Source organism: Idiomarina rhizosphaerae (assembly GCF_024159085.1).
Lineage (GTDB): Bacteria > Pseudomonadota > Gammaproteobacteria > Enterobacterales > Alteromonadaceae > Idiomarina > Idiomarina rhizosphaerae.
In genome coordinates this window covers 42829-62206 of the sequence record NZ_JAMZDE010000001.1, presented here as the reverse complement: position 1 = coordinate 62206, position 19378 = coordinate 42829, and the positions used below count along the sequence as shown (strand labels likewise).

Below are 19378 nucleotides of genomic sequence, written 5' to 3'. Positions count from 1 at the left end.
ATGTCCGAAATTGCAAACACACCGAAACCGCCTTATTACGCTGTTATATTCAGTAGCCACCGTACGGAAGGCGATAATGGCTATGGTGAAATGGCTGACCGAATGGTGGAGTTGGCGGAACAACAGCCCGGGTTCTTGGGCATAGAGTCTGTTAAAGACGAGCTGGGCATTACGGTTTCATATTGGGAAAGTCTGGAAGCCATAAAAAATTGGAAGGATAACGCAGAGCACCGAGAAGCTCAGCGACTTGGTCATCAACAGTGGTATTCAAACTTCCGTGTGCGCATTGCAAAGGTTGAGCGTGAATACGGTATTTAAACAAAGTTAGGGGGCTATGCCCCCCCTTCAATGCTTTAAAGCCAGCGACGAACTCTGCTTTGATAGCCTTGATAACTTGTGCCGAACTTCTTAAGCATTGTCCGCTCTTCAACAGGAATGTACCAATAGTTTGTCAGTAGAAAGAATCCCAGTAGTGCAAGGAAAGGCGTCGCTGAACCCAGCGCTACCCATAGTCCGAACAGACTAACAACAAAGCCTAAATACATCGGATTGCGGGTGAACCGGAACATCCCATCGGTTACCAGAATGTCGGGATCTTTAAAGGTGTTGATATTAGTCCCCCGTTTTTTGAAAAGACGTGCGTGCCATTGAGCAATAACCAGCCCCAGAATAATTATCGGTATTCCGACCCAGCACGCATGGGTCTCCCAGAAACGAGCGAGTGGTATATACTGATTGAGAAGCAGCATAATTATGATAGTGAACAACATGACAATAGGTGGCAGCAGTAACGTGTGCATAAGTATCTCTTAATGGGTAAGTGATGTTGCACCAATATGTCCACTGTCTTGGGTGTTGTCGTTAACCTGGGTTAATTTATTGTGATAAAAAATCCGACTGCATTAATGGCGAAACGTGTACTAGGCGAGTTGTGCTCTGAGGCCCTGCCCGACGAGCATAGACTTGATACGGCCGTTCACATTAAACATTTACAGGCGGGCGACTGTCTGTTTTCGGCGGAAGAGCAGCACCCCAATGTTTACTTTATAAGAAACGGAATGATTAAAATGGTTTATGAAACCATGGATGGAAATGCCTGGATCAAAGCCTTTTCAGAGGAAGGGAAGTTTTTTGCGAGCCTGATGGCTCTGGAGCCAGGCGGGAAAACCAGCTTTTCAACATATGCTGTTTGCGATACCACCGTTGAACAACTGCCCTATAAAGTCCTCATTGAATTGGCAAACTCCCACCCTGTGTGGCAAAAAGTCCTTAGACGCGCATTCGAAATCTACGGGTTTAAAAAGGAAACTCGTGAGAAAGAGCTACTGACGCTTTCCCCGGAAGAACGCTATGTGCGATTTATTAAAGACCGGGAGGAGCTTGCCGGGCGCTTAACCGACAGAGACATAGCGAGCTACATTAGGGTCACTCCCGTTGCTCTCTGTAGAATAAAACGACGGGTTCGGGATATGGGCACCTTAATTTACTGCATAGATGATCGAGGAGAGAATCATGAAAACTGAAGAAAAATACCATGGTAGCTGTCTTTGTGGATCAGTCAGTGTATCCGCACATATTAAAAGCAAAAGCGTAGATGCGTGTCACTGCGGAACGTGTCAGAAGTGGGGCGGCGGGCCATTTTTCGCAGTGGAATGTGGTGACGAAGTAAACTTTGAAGGTGAGCAGAACATATCAATTTTCGATTCTTCAGAATGGGCGGAGCGTGGTTTTTGCAAAAACTGTGGTACTCATTTGTTTTACCGCTTAAAGGGTGAAGAATATTACGCAGTACCTTTTGCATTGTTTGAAGGTCATGACGATTGGGAGTTCTCTGGACAAATATTCATTGAGCAGAAACCTAAGTTTTATTCTTTTTCGGAGCAAACGAAGAACCTGACCGGCGAAGAAGTTTTTGCTCAGCATGCCGCTTCAAAGTAGCGAAGCGGCTTTTGTTGTCATTAAATCGTAATGCCACTGACACATTCATTCGATAGCATCCGCTCCCGTGATTCAACACCAACAAAGAGCGTCGCTATATGTCCGTGATCCGAGTCTTATCTGTTATTTCCCTGCTAGTATGCCTGAGCTTAACGAGCGCTTTTGCTAATGGCGCTGAGGCTTCTCATTCTGACGACATCCTGGTATTGAAGTTTGCTGTATTGGGTGATGCTGAGCCTAAGCCTAAAGCGGAATTCCCGGGTGTATCTGCTGCCGTTGACGATGTAAACAAATTGGCGGAAGACGGCACTATGGATTTTGTAGTTGGTGTGGGTGACATTGCGCATAAAGGCACGGTAATTCAATACGAAAATGTGACGCCAGTTCTGCAGCGCCTGAGCCTGCCGTTTTATCCTATTATGGGCAACGAAGAGCACGGCGATACGGTAGAGCGTTACCTGAAATATGCGAACTTGTGGAATGACGGTAAAATTTCCATAGAGAAACCAAGCTATGTTCTGGAGCGCGACTCTGTTGCTTTGGTGTTCGCTTCTCCGGATTTCGGTCGGGATTTTGGCGACGAGGGCATTGCCTGGATGCGGAAGCAGGTGAAGCGTCTCGCTCCTAAACCGGTACTGCTTATTGTTCACGGTGCACAAACGGGTGTGTACCCTGAAAATGCAGATAAAGGTGTGACGCATGAAGGGTTTAAAGACATTGTTGCGCAACCGAATTTAGCAGCAGTGATATCGGGCGATTTGCATATGGATATGGAACGGGTTAACCACTCTAAGCAGATTGATGGTGTTCATTATTTACATATACCGGCACTGGAACGCACAAAAATACCGGACGAAACTCGTCACACGCCAATGTTTCGTGTATTCAGTATTTTTGATGACGGACAGGTGCTGGTAGAAACTTACCAGGTAGACGTTGAAAAGCCGCTGGCGCGTCATGAATATCGGTTTGAACTCCCCAGTAAATAATGTTTTCAAAAGCCTGTCGGAATCACTACCGGCAGGTTTTCCTCCTTGTTTCAGTATTGCCTCTGCCCATCAAATTGTGTTTCTGATAAGTTGTAAAGATAAAGCAAACCTTCTCAAAAAGTGTTTGAAGTATCGATAATATAAACAGCTTCAACTATCTACTTAGGCGCACAAGGGAATGTAATGACAGACTTCAAAATGGATGAAAATCTACCCAACTCTCTGCGATGGTTTTTGAGCCAAAACCTGCATAACTTTGCTCCCTGGACTCTGTTGGGCCGGAATTCCCAATACGAATTTATTACCGAAGGTGTTGGGCGAGGAGGCGCCGGCACTGGCAAAGTTTATGTTTTCGCTCGCCGAGAAGATAACGGCAATTTTGCGGGTTTAGAAATAGTCGGGAATAAAATTACTGATAGAGTGGTTTGTTTTCATCCATATGCTTTGGCCGGTGAATCGGAATTAAGTTGGAACGTTGTTAACGCAGTATACGAGGATGTATTCGTATTTGTTGGGAAGCAAGTTATGCCGGACATGCAGGCGATGGCCAGAGAGAAAGATGCTGCTGATTTATTCTGGAAAGAATAAAGATGAACTAACGCATTAACCACAAGGAGGTTTTATTTATGTCTTTACCGCAGGTTGGAGTGGGTGTTCTTATCATTCGAAATGGTCGTGTACTTCTGGGTAAAAGGAAAGGTGCTCACGGTGCTGGTACCTGGTCTGCGCCAGGCGGACATCTTGAATTTGGCGAGTCGATTGAAGACTGTGCACGACGCGAAGTTTTGGAAGAAACAGGGCTTGAACTCACAAATGTTCGGAACGGGCCTTTCACCAATAACGTGTTCCAGGCAGATAATAAGCACTACGTAACCATTTTTGCGCTGGCGGAGCCTTTGAGCGGCGAAGCTAAAACTCTGGAGCCGAATAAGTGTGAGGGTTGGGACTGGTTTGACTGGAATAAACTTCCGGATCCGCTGTTTCCGCCATTACAAACGCTTATTCGTCAGGGTTACACTATTACCAACTGGCTTTGAACCTATAAGCTGTATACCGCTGAGGTTGAGTTTATGAAAATAGTAAAATATGAAAAAGTCCCCGCCGGTTTTAAACCATGGACGTGTATCTATTTATTAGTGGCTCGCGAGCTTATTCAGTTGATTCAAACCGAAGATATCGACGTTATGCACTTTGGCTCAACGTCTGCGAAGGTTGGCGGAAAAGGTATTATCGATTTGTCGGTGCTTTACGAAAAAGGCAAAATTGATTTAGCGATAAACCGACTGAAGTCTTTAGGCTTTCAGGATCAAATTGCAGCAAAGCCTTTTCCTCCTGAACGCCCCCGTAAAGACGGAGCAGTAATTTTTGAGGGCGAAAAGTACCTTGTTCATGCCCATGTTATTGAAAAAGGCTCTGAGGAACACGCTAGACAAAAAGATTATAGAGATTATTTGCTCTCCAACCCTTCGGCTCGAAAAGAGTATGAGCTATCAAAAAAAGCGATTTTAGAGCAGGGCGTCAAAGAACAAGACGCATACGGCAAGCTCAAATCACCCTTTGTTAAATCCGTTCTTAAAAAGTTAAAAGCCTGAGCACTTGAGCAAAAAAAGCTACCAATAATTGGTAGCTTTTTGTTTTAGCTGGCTTATTCGGTAATCTAAATTAGAACGAGTAACGGACGCCCAATGCAAATGTACGTGAGTAAATAGCGTTACTAAAGTTGAACAGATTATCGTTACCTTCGCCGTAATAGCTCTGGTAAACGTCATCAAGAATGTTAGTTGCGTCAAATGTAACTACAAAATCATCGGTAACGTCGTAGCTAAATTGGAAATCTAAACTTTGTTCTGGACGATTCCAAAATTGTAATGGGTTAGCAAATATAGCTGCTTCATTACCCGTGTAGAATTCTGAACGCCATACATAGGATAAACGCATGTCGAACGAGTCACGCTCGTAAATACCGACAATACTGTAGGATTCATCTGATACACCAGCCATGTTTGAGTCAATATAATTAGAGATATTACCTTCTTCATCATAATCTGGAGTATCTTGTGACGAATCAAGCAAAGTGAAGCTGGCCTGTACACCTAATCCGTCGAGCATAGATGGTAAGTTCTCAGGGAAGTAAACCGCCCCTAATTCGAAGCCAGATAGCTCACCGTTAGACGCGTTCACAGGTGCACTTAAGACATAAGGGCGGGTTACGCCATCATTACCTTCACGAACAACAGTTTTACGGCCAGGCACTACTAGCCCTTCAATTTCCCGCTTAAAGTAAGCACCATAAATTGAACTGGAATCTGCAAAATACCACTCCAACGATAAATCGTAGTTTTTCGATTCAGTTGGTTCAAGATCAGGGTTGCCGCCGGTACCTTCACCATAAGTAGCACCTTCGGTGAGCGGGTCAGTCCAGTACTGCAGTGCGTTTAAGTCTGCAAAGGCCGGCATACGTAGAGTTTCGGTATAAGCAATACGGCCAACAACATCGTCAGTAATATTCCAGTTTAACATTAAACTAGGCAGTACTTTGCTTGCGTCAGCTTTAGCTGAACTTGACTCAAACACATTAGTATTTGTGCCCGTTTCAGCTGTAAACGCCATATCTTGTTTATATTTAACGTAACGGACGCCAACTTCACCACTGATATTCTCTGTTAAGAAGAAATTTGTCGTAGCGTATAACGCATAAGATTCCTCTTGAATATCAAAGGTTTTATAGACATCTTCGGCTTCGAGCCCATAAATATCGCGTATTACACTGGCATTCTCAAGTAAGTAGCCGCCATCCGAAGTAATAAAGCTGTCGAATACATCGGCGCGACCATCGAGGTAGTCATCAACTTGATACACGACGCCCGAACCATCACCCGACGCGCCCCCCGCTTCCAGCTGTTCAATTAAACTGGCAACCGATGTATTTGCAATTCCACTTTCTTGAGTACGAGTAAACGCTTCAGCTGTGCGGTCTTCATAACGTCCACCAAACGTCACTTTATTGATGTAGGCATTACCAACTAAATACTCGGCATCGAAGGTAAAGGCTAGAGAGTCACCCCGGTTACCGTCGCCGTTATCATAAAGGGTGCCCGCGTTCCAGTTTTCAATCGCCGCCATATCGGCTTCGTTTACAGCAGTATTTGGGTCATCCCAAAATGAGATGCCAGGTATGCCATCATTATCATTGAAATCAACGTCTAGGCCCGGCGCTACACGGTCAAAACGCATAGCAAAAAAGTCACTTTCATATTCACTTTCTTGGTACACAACTTCAGTATTGATAGTCAAATAATCGTTGGGGAGCCACTCGGCACCTAACGCATATAAGTAGCTATCAGTTTTTTCTGCGTTAGAATCACCACTTTGAAAACCTCCCGTGCCAATTGCTTGTTTTTCTTTTACGACGTTAGTGCCATCGAAAATGGTTGGCGCATCAATGGTGCCGTTACCGTTTTCAAAAGTGTTTGAAAACCATAAAGCATTTTGAGAGTTATTTTCATATCCGGTATAAAAACCTTCGGCAGTAATTTCTAGTGTTTCGTCGAGTGCCCATTGCAATGAAACCGAAGCTGCCGGACGTTTTCGTAGACCTGTAAAAGATGTGCCAAATATGGCATCACGTGCGAGTAGATACTCTGTCGGAACGCCATCTACATTGAGTGTTGAACCTGGTGCTGTAGGCAGTCCATCCTCTCGTCCCCCTTGCCAAATGAGATTACCTTGCGAATCTCTATTTGGAATACGTGAGTATGGTGAATAACCTGTTGCGGGTTGATCTGTAAAAAATGGAAAGGCTGCTCCTGCAGTAATCGTGTCATCGCGGTAGTGGGTTTCTGCGTAAGAAACATTAAGCAGTGCCCCGAACTCGCCTACACCATCAATCTCCCAGCGATCACTTACCAGTGCACTGATATTGGGATCGATTTCATCCGGCTGATCTGAATAAATACCTCGAGCCGCTATCACAACTTTTTCGCCATCAAAATCGAATGGGCGGTGAGTTTCTATGTTGATTGAGCCCGCAATACCACGCTCAACGTGAGCGGCTGAACGCGTTTTATAAACGGTAACACCCGATAGTAAGCTGGCAGGAATATCTTGTAGTGATACATCACGCCCCGCACCAGTAAAAATATTACGTCCGTTCACAGTCGTATGCACATCAGTTAAACCGCGGATTGACACAGTGCTAACTTCGCCTGCACCGCGGCCCGTAGTCTGCACACCGGTTACGCGCTGCAATGCTTCAACTACGTTGTTGTCAGGGAATTTACCAATATCTTCAGCAATAATTGCATCGACAATTTGCACACTGCCTCGCTTTTCAGCTAATGCCTTGTTTAAACTGCCGCGGATACCGGATACCTGAATCACTTCCATCGCCTCAGAGGATTCCTCTTGCTGCGCCGTATTTTCGTCTTCAGCTTGTTGCTGAGCTAAAGCCATTCCTGGCATTAATGCCAGCATAATTGACGTTGCTAGTAATTTTTTCTTAAACATGAAAATTTCCCTTCCTATCTTGCCGCTAACTTTTTTTGTTTTAGTCATAGCGGTGTCTGTAATATAAATAAAACCCGAAGGTAACCTTACTGCTATAAGTTATTGTTCTACTGCACTTGTCTTATAAAAAAATGCTGACATAAGGTGTCATTAGCGGGAGCCTGGTTAATGGACATCCCTTCCTTAAGTCCGCAGCTTGCTAAATCGAGCGTTAAGCCTGAATGACGTGAAATAACTTCCATAGCGCCGCTGCTGTGAAGCTGTAATCGCCACTGACCTGCGTCGCTCGCACATTCGCCCGTGGTTACAGTTGCACCGGCGGCCAGTGAGTTATTCTCGATAGCCAGACACTTTTCGTTTGCTGCATTAACGAAGTTCACAAACCCTTGCTCTGCGCCGCGAATATACCAGTGCTGTGAAGCCTCATTTACCCAGTTCTGCTGTACTAATGTGTTGTTTTTCAGGCTGGCTACTTTGCCGCTTTGACGACTCTGCATTACCACTGGCTCATTCGTGCTTAACTGCCACTGGCCCTGCAATGTCTCGTCCGATTCAAGGTTGGTGAAGGACAAGTATCCATTTTCGCCGGTGCTGACTTGCCATTTCTGGCAACTTTTATTTTCCCAGGCACTATTATCAGTGCCGCAGTCAGCAGCCGTCAGAAACTCACCTTCAGCATTAGCCAAGCGAAACTCGCCTTGGCCAATTGGATCTATAACCCATTGGTTATCGTCGGTGCATTCAGCTGTCGAATCGGCATCAGCCAAACATTGGTTATCTGCAGCGTTACGAATAACAAAAGAGGTGCCTTGAGGAGTAACCTTGAATGGACCGTCTTCGCCTGAAGGTACGTTTACGGGTTCTCCTTCCGGTACAGGCTCACCAAAGTTCGGGGTACCATCGTCGTTCCAGGTAAATGGTTGGGCTCGCAATGAACGAGTCGCGCTGCACCCATCCGTTTCTTTGCTATTGCCGTGATAAATGATCCAGTCTTCGGTACCGTCAGGAGAAGAAAAGAAGCCGTTATGTCCGGGACCATACACACCATTGCCGCGTTCAAAAACGGGTTCTGGGTTTTTCTCCCAATGGTTTGGATTAAGAGGGTCGTTCCCGGTTAGCTCGATAAGTCCCAATTTATAGTCAGGTGTGTCGCAGTAACTGGCGGAATAAATAACAAAAGTTCTACCGTCTCTCTGTAAAGTTTCGGCTCCCTCAGTTACGGGGCGACCAGAACGCTCCCAATCGTATTCGGGGCGGGTTAACACTTTACGCTCGCCGGTTATTGTCCATGGGTTTTCCATTTCGGCAATCCAGTTCAACTGAGCTTCGTCTTCCTGACCGGCGTTCACCCATTCAGACCATAGTAAATACAGTTTGTCGTCGTACTGTAGATAGTTTCCGTCAATGTTCCAGCTGTCCGGCATTGGAGAGCCTTTAAGCGTATAAGGGCCCATAGGATCGTCACCGGCACTTTCAAGTACGGTTAGATGCTGCCCGCCAAGGTCTTCCTGACGGCCAGACGTAAACATCATGTACCAACGGTAACCATTGGGGCCTTTTAACCGATGAAACTCGTACGCCCAAAAGTTACAGCAACGCTCAGCACTTGTTTCTGACCAAAGGTAAACTGGCTCGGCGTCGGCCAGACCAGCTAGAGTAGGGGACTTACGCATAACCAGCTGCGAGGTCCATGTGGTCGTTGTCAGGTAATAATTACCATCAAAGTACTCCAGCCAGGGGTCTGCGCCGTTTTCGTAAATTGGGTTTGTAAAAGTGTCTGGTGCACTTTCTTCGGCGTAAGTGCCAAAAGCTGGTAGCAGGAAGCCTGCGATGACCAATGCTTTTAACTTCAATGATGAAAACTTACCTAATACCATATTCTCGTCTGCCTTATTCTTATTCATTAATTAACATTTGGTCAACGAGGTTAACGTTCACGTTAACTGTATTTGTATTACTATAATACGGTTGAGTGTATGACCAGTATTTGACCGTTGCAACCCTAAATGCAAAAAAATGTTGGTTAACGTTTACGTTAACTGATTTTTTGTGGGCAAAAATAAGGGAAGCTTTTTAGGAGTCGATAAACTCTTCAAAACGCTTCCCTCTATAGGATCCTGGGCAGGTTTTAATCCTTTTTAATGAGCTTGCTTTGATATTCTTTCAGTATGGATTCATCGATTTCTGGCCACCCATCCGACCAGTTAACGGGGGCAATTTTTAACTTTTGCAATCCATTATCAGCGGCTTCATAAGCATGAAAAACCAGATAATCAGTGTCGCCAAAGTTGTAAATACTGTTATGGCCAACACCGTACCATTCGTCATTACCCTTGAGCACGATAGAGCCGCCGCCTTTTGCCATGTCGACACCGTCTTTATCGAGGTAAGGGCCTTTTACCTCTTTTGAGCGACCAACCGCCATATGATAGGTGCTGTCTGCTCCCCGGCAGCATTTTCCATAGGAAACGAATAAGTAGTAGTAATCGTTATGCTTGAAAATAAAGGGCGCTTCAATTTCAGCAGGTCCGGCTTCAGCATCTGGTGTAAACGCCGGGCGGTCGAGCTTGGCCAGGGTATACCACTCTTCGGGCTGGGCAATCTCCGTCAGGTTATCTTTCATCTTCACCAGTTTCATACCAGCCCAGAAAGAACCAAAACTCATCCAGGGTGTACCGTCGTCATCAATAATGATGTTCGGATCAATAGCATTCCAGAGATCACGGTTAGGTACTGACTGAACGACAATGCCTTTGTCCTCCCATTCGTACTCAGAAGAGTCCTGGTCTAAGGTTTTATTCACTGTTACGCCAATAGCAGAAGTATTTTCGCCAAATTGTGAAACAGAATAATACAGGTAGTACTGATCATTATGGTGAAAAACATCCGGAGCCCACAAGTGACCACCAAATTCTGGTGCAACCTCTTTAGCCCACTCGGGTTCGCCGGCAAAAACGCGTCCTTCATGTTGCCAGTTTTCCATATCGTCTGAGCTATAAAAGGTAATACCAGGGCCGGTTGAAAAGAGGTAATAGGTATCCCCTTCTTTAGCCATGACCGGATCGTGAATACTCACTTGTTCTGCATTGGCGACGGAACTCAGACTGACAGAAGCTGAGATAGCCAGTGCACTAAGCCACTTAACTGAATTGTTTTTAGGCATAGGTGGAACCCCTTATTTATCTATGTACGTTTTAATTATAAAAAAATTATTTACGTTAACGTAAACTGAATTACCTACTGTCAGGTATCTTGACACCCACTTATAAGTAATACAATATGACCAATCAAAAAATTCGATAACAAATTTATAATGATGTGCCGGACGGGGGATGTGTGAAAACACAAAAATTAACAACGCTGGAGAAGGTTGGTTTTGGCTCTGGGGATATGGCTGTAAACGTCGTCATATCCTCCATGATGCTCATTATAACTTTCTTCTACACCGATATTTTCGGTCTAAGACCTGAAGATGTCGGGCTACTTTTACTTCTAGTCCGGTTTGTAGACGCTTTCACCGACCCGTTGATGGGCGTCATTACGGACAAAGTTGATACTCGCTGGGGACGTTATCGTCCTTATTTTTTATTCTTCTCCGTTCCCTTTGGCATCTCCGTTTTTCTGACATTTACAACTCCGGACTTAGAGTACGCAAGCAAGCTGGTCTGGGCATATTCCACTTATATCTTCATGACTATCATGACGACCGCGGTCACTATCCCTTACATTTCGCTTATTGGAGTGCTGACCAACGACCCTAAAGATCGCTTGTCAGCCAACGGTTACCGTCTGTTTTTTGCGAAAATAGCGGCGTTTCTGGTCACTATTATTGTACCTATTCTGGCGGCGCGCTGGGGCGAAGGACAGGAAGCTCAGGGGTATCAGTTTGCTATGGGGCTAATGGCTTTAATGGCAACAATACTGTTCCTGTTCTGTTTCTTCACGACAACTGAGCGGGTGCGTCATGAAATAAACCCGAAATCTTTGTGGCAGCAGTTCAAAGTCCTGTTAAAAAATGATCAATGGCAAGTTCTGGTCGGAGTTTGCGTAATTGGCACCATTGGCTACGTTATACGGGGTTCGGTAGCTGCCTATTATGCCAAATACTATCTTGGTGGTGACAGCACTCTGTTATCGATGTTCCTTGCAACCGGCGTTATCGGTGCATTGCTTGCAATGATTGCTTCTACCTGGATAACCAAGCGCTTTTGTAAAGTTAAATTGTTCCGCTATAGCCAGGTGGCAGTCGGTGTATTGAGTGTGATGCTGTTCTTCTTTGTCGGACCAAATGACGTTGTCGCAGCCTTTATCTTGTATTTTCTGGTTTCTTTTGTTGTCGACTTACACGCACCGGTATTCTGGTCAGCGATATCTGAATCGGTCGACTACGGTCACCACAAAACCGGCGAGCGAGTTTCTGGCTTAGCTTTCGGTGGTATTTCCTTTGCACAAAAAGCCGGTATGGGTCTGGCGGGCTTTATTGTCGGTTCGCTTTTAACCTTTTTCGGTTATGTTCCCGATCAGGAGCAAACTGAGTTTGCCCTGTTCGGCATAGCGCTTATGCTCAGTGTTATTCCAGGTGTGTTCCACACCTTAATGGGCTTATTGATGTTCAAATACAAAATTACGGATAAATACTTTAAAGCCATGAAAGCTGATGGTTTAGAAGGCGAAGAAGTGGTGATTCCCACGTTAAAGTCTGAGAAGAATTAAAGATTAATAATACCGATAGAGGGCATATGTCAATTTTAAAACCTTTAATAGAACAACGAGCTGATCCGTTTATTTATAAGCATAGCGATGGATTCTATTACTTTACTGCGTCGGTGCCCGCCTACGACAGAATAGAGTTAAGAAGAGCGCGCACTATTGACGGCCTGGCGTCAGCTGAAACGGTTTCGGTTTGGCACAAACCGGATACCGGCCCTTATTCTGAGCTTATCTGGGCGCCTGAAATTCATTTCAATGAAGGCGCCTGGTATGTGTATTTTGCCGCGGCCCCCAGTCGGGAAATCAAAGACGATTTGTTCCAGCATCGTATGTACGCCATTCGCTGCAAAGATGACAACCCGTTAACCGGAGAGTGGGAGTTTATGGGGCAGATAGACACGGGTATTGATACCTTTTGTCTTGATGCAACGACTTTTACTCACAAGGGCCAGCTCTATTACATGTGGGCTCAGAAAGAGGAAGACATTCCCGGCAATTCAAACCTCTTAATTGCGACTATGGAGAACCCATGGACTCTGTCGTCAGAGCCTGTTCGCCTGACCATCCCTGAATTTGAGTGGGAGTGCCGTGGCTTTATGGTGAATGAGGGACCAGCAGTGCTGCAGCGTAACGGTAAAGTATTCGTGACTTACTCTGCCAGTGCTACCGACGAAAACTATGCCATGGGACTACTTTGGGCGGATCAAGACGCCGATTTAATGGATCCGGCCAGCTGGCATAAGTCGGCTAAGCCTGTGTTAGTAAGCGAACCCAAAGACGAAGTTTTCGGGCCAGGGCATAACAGTTTTACTGTCGCCGAAGACGATGAGTCTGTATTGCTGGTTTACCATGCCCGTACTTACACTGAAATTGAAGGTGACCCATTGTGGGATCCAAACCGCCATACTTATGTGAAACATTTGCGGTGGGATGAAGATGGTATGCCCGTTTTTGGTAAAGCCTCCAGAGACGAGTAACAACGAAAACGAGTAGTGTCCCTTGACCCCGCCAAAGCGGGGTCTTTTTTGGAGTTGACTATGAAATACCTTATTCCATTATTGCTTGCCCTTTCTTTCCTTTCCCATGCCCAAAGTCAGTCGGTAGAGACTGTGCCTTTACAGAAGGTTAGTTTGTTACCCAGCCCTTTTAAACACGCTCAGGATACCAACCTAAACTACTTACTGGAGCTGGACGCTGATCGTTTGCTCGCACCTTATCGCCAGCAGGCAGGTATTGAGAGCCCAGAGCCAAGCTACGGTAACTGGGAAGGCGACGGTTTGGGTGGACACATAGGCGGACACTACCTAAGTGGGTTAGCACTTACTTATGCTGCAACCGGCAATGAAGAAATACACCAGCGTTTGCAGTATATGCTGAACTCACTGGCAGAAGTGCAGAAAGCGAATGGTAATGGGTATTTAGGTGGTATTCCAGGCGGTGAAGCCATGTGGGAAGAAATTCAGGCTGGTAATATTGATGCCGATCTTTTTGTGCTGAACGATAAATGGGTTCCCTGGTATAACCTGGATAAAGTGTACGCCGGGCTGCGTGACGTTTATCGCTATACGGATAATGAGAAAGCGCTGGATATGTTGCTGGCTCTGACAGACTGGACAATTGAATTAGTTAGCGAGTTATCTGATGAACAAATTCAGCAAATGCTGGTGAGTGAGCATGGTGGACTGAATATCGTATTTGCTGATTTATATGAAATTACCGGCGAAGAGAAGTATCTACATCTGGCACGGCAGTTTTCCCATCAGCAAATTTTACAGCCTTTAAGTCAGCATAAGGACCAACTGGACGGTTTGCATGCCAATACCCAAATCCCAAAAGTGGTGGGCTTTGAGCGTGTACATGGCGTCGCGGGTGATGAGGCTTATGGTGAGGCCGCCGAGTATTTCTGGCGAAATGTTGTGAAAAAACGCACCGTTGCTATTGGTGGCAACAGTGTGCGTGAGCACTTTCATGACAGCGACGATTTCAGTGACATGATTGAAGACGTGGAAGGGCCGGAAACCTGCAACAGTTACAACATGTTGAAGCTGTCCAGGTTGCTTTACCAGCGCGGTGCTGAAACCCGTTATATTGATTACTATGAGCGCACTCTGTACAACCATATTTTATCTTCGCAGCATCCGCAAAGTGGCGGTTTGGTTTACTTCACGCCTATGCGGCCGAACCACTACCGGGTTTATTCCGCAGTGCATGATGCCATGTGGTGCTGTGTTGGTTCGGGTATTGAGAGTCATGCCAAGTACGGGCGCATGATTTACGCTAGTGACGAGCAGTCGTTATATGTGAATTTGTTTATTCCTTCGCGTCTGCAATGGCAGGAGCGGGGGCTGGATTTAACTATGAACACCCGCTTTCCGGACGACGACTCAGTGACTATCACGTTTAATCAGAAAACCGATGTTGCTCTGAAGCTGCGTTATCCCCGGTGGGTAGAAGGTGGCCAGATTAGCCTTAGTATTAATGGTGAAGCACAGGAAGTAACGGCTTCTCCGGGAGAATACATTGAGCTTCAGCGAGACTGGCAGACGGACGATAAGGTTCAATTACAGCTGCCTATGCAACTTTCTTTAGAGCAAATGCCCGATAAAAGTGACTACTATGCGGTGCTATTCGGGCCTATTGTTCTGGCCGCGAAAACCGACCCAATGCCGGGCGAGCAGCTTAATTTTGTCGCCGACGACAGCCGCATGGGACACATTGCTCAGGGTGAACAATGTCCGCTGGAGTCGGTGCCTATGTTTGTTGCAGATAGCCCGGATTTCCTGGATAAAATAAAGCCGGTACCCGGTGAACCACTGACCTTTGAAGTTAATGACCTGCTGCAACCAGCACAGAATGGCAGTACGCGTTTAATTCCATTCTTTAGACTGCACGATTCGCGCTACATGCTCTACTGGCCTTATAGTCCGGAAGAGAAAGTGGAGCAATTTCGCGCCGCTCAGTCGTCGTTGAGTGAAGAACGCCAACAGTTAGAAGAGTTGACGGTGGACAGCTTAATACCGGGCGAGCAGCAACCTGAGGCGGATCATTACTTCAAAGGTGAAGAGACCCGGGCCGGGGTTAACAATGGCGACCACTGGCGTGACGCCTCTGGCTGGTTCAGTTATGAAATGAAGAACCCGGAAGGGCAGGCCAGAGTATTAAGACTGACCTACTTTGGTGGCGACAGCGATCGCCGATTCGATGTTCTGGTTAACGGTGAGCAATTGACCAGCGTTCATTTAAAGGGAGAGCAGGGGGCTAAGCTGTTTAGCCGCGAGTACGAGTTACCTGAAGAGTTGCACGATGAAAGTACGTTAACAGTACGTTTTGAAGCGCATGAAGGCAGCATTGCTGGCGGTATCTACGGCGTTCGTTTATTACGCCACGCCGTAGAATAACCCGCATAGTTTACTCGAGCTTCAGGTCGGGTTCCTGTTGAGCAAAATCAGGGAACCCGTCGTCGCTCCAGCGCAGTAACCGAACCCGGGTGTTGCGATTTGGATCATGTAAGGAGTTACCCTTAATTTCCCGGTAATTTCGTGCATGATAAATCAACAAATCGCGACCCTTTTCATCAACGGTGAAACTGCTATGGCCGGGTCCGTAACGTTTTCGTTCTGGGTTAGTATAAAATACTGGCTCCTCTGACTTTTGCCAGTTACCGGCATCCAGTAAATCAGCATCGGCGTCAGCCCATAATAACCCGATAGCGTAGTTTTCGTCGGTTGCGCTGGCGGAAAAGCTCAGGAAGATACGGCCATTTCGAATCAACGCCGAAGCCCCTTCATTCACCGAGTATCCTTTCGTTTCCCATTCAAATTCAGGCTCCGAAATTTTGATCTGTGGGCCCACTTTTGTCGGACTGAGCAATTCAGCTATGAAAAGGGCAGAGTTATAATCATACTTAGGATGATGCTGAGCCCAGACAAGATAATTGGTGCCTTTATGACGAAAATGTGTCGCATCCAGATTGAATGTGTCCCAAGCTGTCTGTAACTGTCCAAGTTCCTTCCATTCACCAGTTAGTGGGTCTTCACTTTTGTTTTCTAAAACGTAGGTTCTTATATTGAAAGGAGCGTCAGCTCGGCCTGCAGCAAAATAAATGTACCAGGCACCATCAATGCGGTGTATTTCCGGAGCCCAGATATTGGCGCTCATATCCCCTTGTTCGTGTTGCTGCCATATGGTTTTAACGTCAGCTTCGGCTAAACCTGCTACCGACTCGGCACGTCGCAATTCAATGCGGTTAAACTCTGGCACTGAAGCGGTAAAATAGTAGTTATTGTCAACTTTGAGCACCCAGGGGTCGGCACGCTGTGGAATTAAGGCGTCGGCTGCAGCGAATAAAGGGAAGCAAAGCAAACTGAGTAAAGCCAGATAGTTAGTCATAATAATTTACTTTAGGTTCTGGCAGGCCGCGGGAACCTGTCTGGTAGATAAGAACAGAGCCGGCTAAAGGCTCTCTGGTTTTTTGCTCTGGCGTAAGTCCTTCGGTGGCAGAGGTCACAAAGAGTATGTCCATATTGGGACCGCCGAGAGCAACACAAGTCGGCTGGGACACGGGCAGTTCGAGAATGCCATCGAGTTTCCCGTTTGAACTGAAGCGCGCTACGCCATTACCACCCCAAAGAGCAACCCACAGACAGCCTTGCGCATCGACAATTGCCCCATCGGGCTCGCCCTGTGGAACCGAAGCAAATACTTGAGAGTTTGAAGGAACCCCGTTTAATGGATCAAAGTCATACTGACGAATAGTTCCGGTCGGCGTATCCGCATGATACATACGTGTACCCTCCGGGTTCCAACACAGTGCGTTAGGAATTTGGAAACCTCCAAGCACCGCATGGCAGCCGGTTGCATCTACTCGGTAGAGGCTGCCTTTTCTGCCTTCGTCCTGTTCCACCATGGTGGCTGACCAGAAGCGGCCCTGGCGATCCGCACGACCGTCGTTAAAACGGTGCCCGTTAAGCTCTTGTTCTGGTCGGGCTATCCATTCAACCCGCTGCGTTTCGGGTTCGTAAATGGCAAAACCAGAAGCGAAGCTCACCATCATTTTTACTGGCTCTGTGCCAATGATAGAAAACGCAGTCAGGCGTTCCGGTGTGCTCCAGGTTTCCAGCTTTTCGCTGTGCCAGTGATAACAATGCAGCTGGCAACCGTGAATGTCTGTCCACCACAGGGTATTGGTTAATGAATGCCAGACAATGCCTTCACCAAGTCGGTTAGCCACATCAATGCTGGTTATAAAATCACAATTATCCACGTTGAGAACTCCGGTTCAGAACTTTCTGCAAGGCAATGAAAACGAACAATAGTAAGCCTATAGCAATGCGCGCCCACCAGCTATTTAACGAGCCTTCAAAGATAATATAGGTATGGATAATGCCCATAAGCATCACCCCTAATAATGTCCCTAAAATGTACCCACTACCGCCAGTTAACAGCGTACCACCAATAACCACCGCGGCGATGGCGTCGAGCTCCATGCCAATACCGGTTAAGGCATAACCGGAGAAGGTATAAAAGGTATAAAGAATACCGGCAAAAGCAGCCAGGAAACTGGACATGGCGTAAATACCAATAGTACTGCGCGCTATAGGAACGCCCATTAGTGCCGCCGACTGACTGTTTCCGCCTATGGCATAAACGTAGCCGCCAAAGCGACTGTAATGGGTGAGCAAAAAGAGTCCGGCTAATACCGCAAGAACAATAATGGCGTAACTCGGCAGCCAGGCATTGCCGGGAAGTGCAATGCCGGAGTCAGCAACGGCGTAATACAAAGGGTGCTCAATGCCAACGGACTCTTCGCTAATGGTGGTTGCCAGACCACGCGCAAAAAACATACCTGCAAGAGTCACAATAAAAGGCTGTAGCTTGTAAAAGTAAATGAGGCTACCCATCAGGGTTCCAAACAGAGTACCGATTACCAGCACCAGAGGAAACACCAGCAGCGGAGGCCATTGGTATTCGCTGATAAGCACGGCACAGAGCACGCCACTTAATGCGACCACCGCACCAACAGATAAATCAATGCCGCCGGAGAGAATAACCAGCGTCATGCCTAAGGCTACGACTAATAAAAACGCATTATCAGTCAGTAAGTTAGTAACGACCTGAAAACTGGCGAAACCTTCAAACTGAAAGCCGCCAATAATAAACATGACCACCAATAAAGAGAATGTGGCGAGCAGGGGAACAAATCGACGTGCAATCATGAGTGTCTCCATTTGCCGGCCAGTCCGCTAATTTGCTTGCGGAAAATATCGGACTGCAGTAGCAATACCAGTACCACTGCCAGTGCTTTTATCAATAAATTAAGTTTAGAGGGCATACCGCTGACCATAATGGTTGTGTTCAGGGTTTGAATAATGAGTACGCCAAGCAGCGACAAGGGAATAGAAAAGCGCCCGCCACTTAATGCGGCACCACCGAGCACCACCGCCAGGATGGCATCGAGTTCAAGCCATAAACCGACATTGTTAGCGTCTGAGCCGTTGATATCGGCGGCACTGATAATTCCAGCTAAAGCTGCGCAAAAGCCAGTTAACAGGTAGGCCATCAGCTTCACGGTGCGGTCATTAATTCCTAGATAGCGGCTGGCGCTTGAATTGCAGCCAACGGCTTCGACGAAAAGCCCTAGTGCGGTGCGCCGCAGCATTAACTGGCTGATGATAAAAACCAGCAGCACCAGCCATATAGTGACGGGAATGCCAAGCAGAGTGCCGCTTCCCAACCAGCTGAAGCCGGCATGCTGAAAGGTAACTATCTGACCGTCGTTCAGGAGCTGAGCAATGCCACGCCCAGTCACCATTAACAGCAGAGTCGCTATAATAGGCTGAATGCCCATATAACTGACCAGAGCGCCGTTGATCAAACCGCATAACAGACCGCTGGCGATACCGGCTACGAGTACCGTGAACAGACTGACATCGGTAGCTACCAGTAAATTGGCACAAACTGCACCGGCAATAGCCATGACGGCACCTACCGACAGGTCAATTCCGCCGGTGGCAATTACAACTGTCATGCCAATGGCTAATAGTGCGACCGGGGCACTGCGGTGGAGAATATCAATGGGGTTACCGTAGAAACGACCGTTATCAAAATGAATGTCTAAGAATGAGGCGTCCAGCAGCAAATTAAATATTAACATTAACAGCAGGGCGGCCAGGGGCCAGATATAGCGTGATTTAAGCAGCCGCTCTGCAAAAGAATGTGATGTTTCTGTGTTCATT

Annotated in this window: 18 protein-coding genes; 10 read left to right on the top strand and 8 right to left on the bottom strand. The window is 46.7% G+C overall.

What is annotated here, in order from left to right; translation table 11 throughout:
- Nucleotides 1-318: an antibiotic biosynthesis monooxygenase family protein gene (locus tag NJR55_RS00315; protein WP_253616791.1), complete on the top strand. Its 318-nt coding sequence runs from the start codon at nt 1-3 to the stop codon at nt 316-318.
- A gap of 35 nt (nt 319-353) precedes the next feature.
- Here NJR55_RS00315 and NJR55_RS00310 read toward each other — a convergent pair whose 3' ends face one another.
- Nucleotides 354-800 carry a methyltransferase family protein gene (locus tag NJR55_RS00310; protein ID WP_253616789.1) on the bottom strand — a complete coding sequence of 149 codons (447 nt, stop codon included), beginning with the start codon at nt 798-800 and terminating at the stop codon, nt 354-356.
- Nucleotides 801-905: 105 nt separating this feature from the next.
- On the opposite strand from NJR55_RS00310, the gene NJR55_RS00305 reads away from it, so the two are divergent.
- The 6 genes from NJR55_RS00305 to NJR55_RS00280 all read left to right on the top strand — a co-directional run bounded on the left by NJR55_RS00305 (nt 906) and on the right by NJR55_RS00280 (nt 4519).
- Complete coding sequence (locus tag NJR55_RS00305; protein WP_253616788.1) at nt 906-1523, top strand: Crp/Fnr family transcriptional regulator; 618 nt, start codon at nt 906-908, stop codon at nt 1521-1523.
- Nucleotides 1513-1938 (top strand): GFA family protein, encoded by a 426-nt coding sequence (locus NJR55_RS00300; RefSeq protein WP_253616786.1) that lies wholly within the window; start codon nt 1513-1515, stop codon nt 1936-1938. The genes NJR55_RS00305 and NJR55_RS00300 overlap by 11 nt, the downstream gene beginning before the upstream one ends.
- 98 nt (nt 1939-2036) lie before the next feature.
- Nucleotides 2037-2927 carry a metallophosphoesterase family protein gene (locus NJR55_RS00295; protein WP_253616784.1) on the top strand — a complete coding sequence of 297 codons (891 nt, stop codon included), beginning with the start codon at nt 2037-2039 and terminating at the stop codon, nt 2925-2927.
- Nucleotides 2928-3110: 183 nt separating this feature from the next.
- Nucleotides 3111-3515 (top strand): hypothetical protein, encoded by a 405-nt coding sequence (locus tag NJR55_RS00290; RefSeq protein ID WP_253616783.1) that lies wholly within the window; start codon nt 3111-3113, stop codon nt 3513-3515.
- A 38-nt stretch (nt 3516-3553) separates the two neighbouring features.
- Entirely contained in the window at nt 3554-3964 is a 411-nt protein-coding gene (locus NJR55_RS00285; RefSeq protein ID WP_253616781.1) for a nucleotide triphosphate diphosphatase NUDT15, read from the top strand.
- Nucleotides 3965-3997: 33 nt separating this feature from the next.
- The gene (locus NJR55_RS00280; protein ID WP_253616779.1) at nt 3998-4519 is read left to right on the top strand and encodes a GrpB family protein; all 522 of its coding nucleotides are present in this window, start codon (nt 3998-4000) and stop codon (nt 4517-4519) included.
- Nucleotides 4520-4589: 70 nt separating this feature from the next.
- Here NJR55_RS00280 and NJR55_RS00275 read toward each other — a convergent pair whose 3' ends face one another.
- The 3 genes from NJR55_RS00275 to NJR55_RS00265 form a co-directional block, all read right to left on the bottom strand.
- Entirely contained in the window at nt 4590-7433 is a 2844-nt protein-coding gene (locus tag NJR55_RS00275) for a TonB-dependent receptor (protein WP_253616778.1), read from the bottom strand.
- A 107-nt stretch (nt 7434-7540) separates the two neighbouring features.
- Nucleotides 7541-9337, bottom strand: a complete 1797-nt coding sequence (locus NJR55_RS00270; protein ID WP_253616776.1) for a family 43 glycosylhydrolase — start codon at nt 9335-9337, stop codon at nt 7541-7543.
- Nucleotides 9338-9561: 224 nt separating this feature from the next.
- A complete protein-coding gene (locus NJR55_RS00265) occupies nt 9562-10596 on the bottom strand; it encodes an arabinan endo-1,5-alpha-L-arabinosidase (RefSeq protein WP_253616774.1) in 1035 nt (344 codons plus the stop codon).
- A 227-nt stretch (nt 10597-10823) separates the two neighbouring features.
- Between NJR55_RS00265 and NJR55_RS00260 the strand changes: the two genes are divergently transcribed.
- From NJR55_RS00260 to NJR55_RS00250, 3 genes are read left to right on the top strand one after another with little or no spacing between them, the layout of a single operon-like run.
- Entirely contained in the window at nt 10824-12146 is a 1323-nt protein-coding gene (locus NJR55_RS00260; protein ID WP_420844447.1) for an MFS transporter, read from the top strand.
- Nucleotides 12147-12172: 26 nt separating this feature from the next.
- On the top strand, nt 12173-13120 hold the full coding sequence (locus tag NJR55_RS00255; protein WP_253616771.1) for a glycoside hydrolase family 43 protein: 948 nt from the start codon (nt 12173-12175) through the stop codon (nt 13118-13120).
- Nucleotides 13121-13180: 60 nt separating this feature from the next.
- Nucleotides 13181-15541 (top strand): glycoside hydrolase family 127 protein, encoded by a 2361-nt coding sequence (locus NJR55_RS00250; RefSeq protein WP_253616769.1) that lies wholly within the window; start codon nt 13181-13183, stop codon nt 15539-15541.
- 10 nt (nt 15542-15551) lie between these two features.
- On the opposite strand, the gene NJR55_RS00245 is transcribed toward NJR55_RS00250, so the two are convergent.
- The 4 genes from NJR55_RS00245 to NJR55_RS00230 are packed head-to-tail and all read right to left on the bottom strand — an operon-like array spanning nt 15552 to nt 19377.
- Entirely contained in the window at nt 15552-16532 is a 981-nt protein-coding gene (locus NJR55_RS00245) for a glycoside hydrolase family 43 protein (protein ID WP_253616768.1), read from the bottom strand.
- The gene (locus NJR55_RS00240) at nt 16525-17406 is read right to left on the bottom strand and encodes an SMP-30/gluconolactonase/LRE family protein (protein ID WP_253616766.1); all 882 of its coding nucleotides are present in this window, start codon (nt 17404-17406) and stop codon (nt 16525-16527) included. The genes NJR55_RS00245 and NJR55_RS00240 overlap by 8 nt, the downstream gene beginning before the upstream one ends.
- Complete coding sequence (yjfF, locus tag NJR55_RS00235) at nt 17399-18358, bottom strand: galactofuranose ABC transporter, permease protein YjfF (protein WP_253616765.1); 960 nt, start codon at nt 18356-18358, stop codon at nt 17399-17401. Before yjfF ends, NJR55_RS00240 begins: the two co-directional genes overlap by 8 nt.
- Complete coding sequence (locus NJR55_RS00230; RefSeq protein ID WP_253616763.1) at nt 18355-19377, bottom strand: ABC transporter permease; 1023 nt, start codon at nt 19375-19377, stop codon at nt 18355-18357. Before NJR55_RS00230 ends, yjfF begins: the two co-directional genes overlap by 4 nt.
- Nucleotide 19378: the final 1 nt, after the last annotated feature.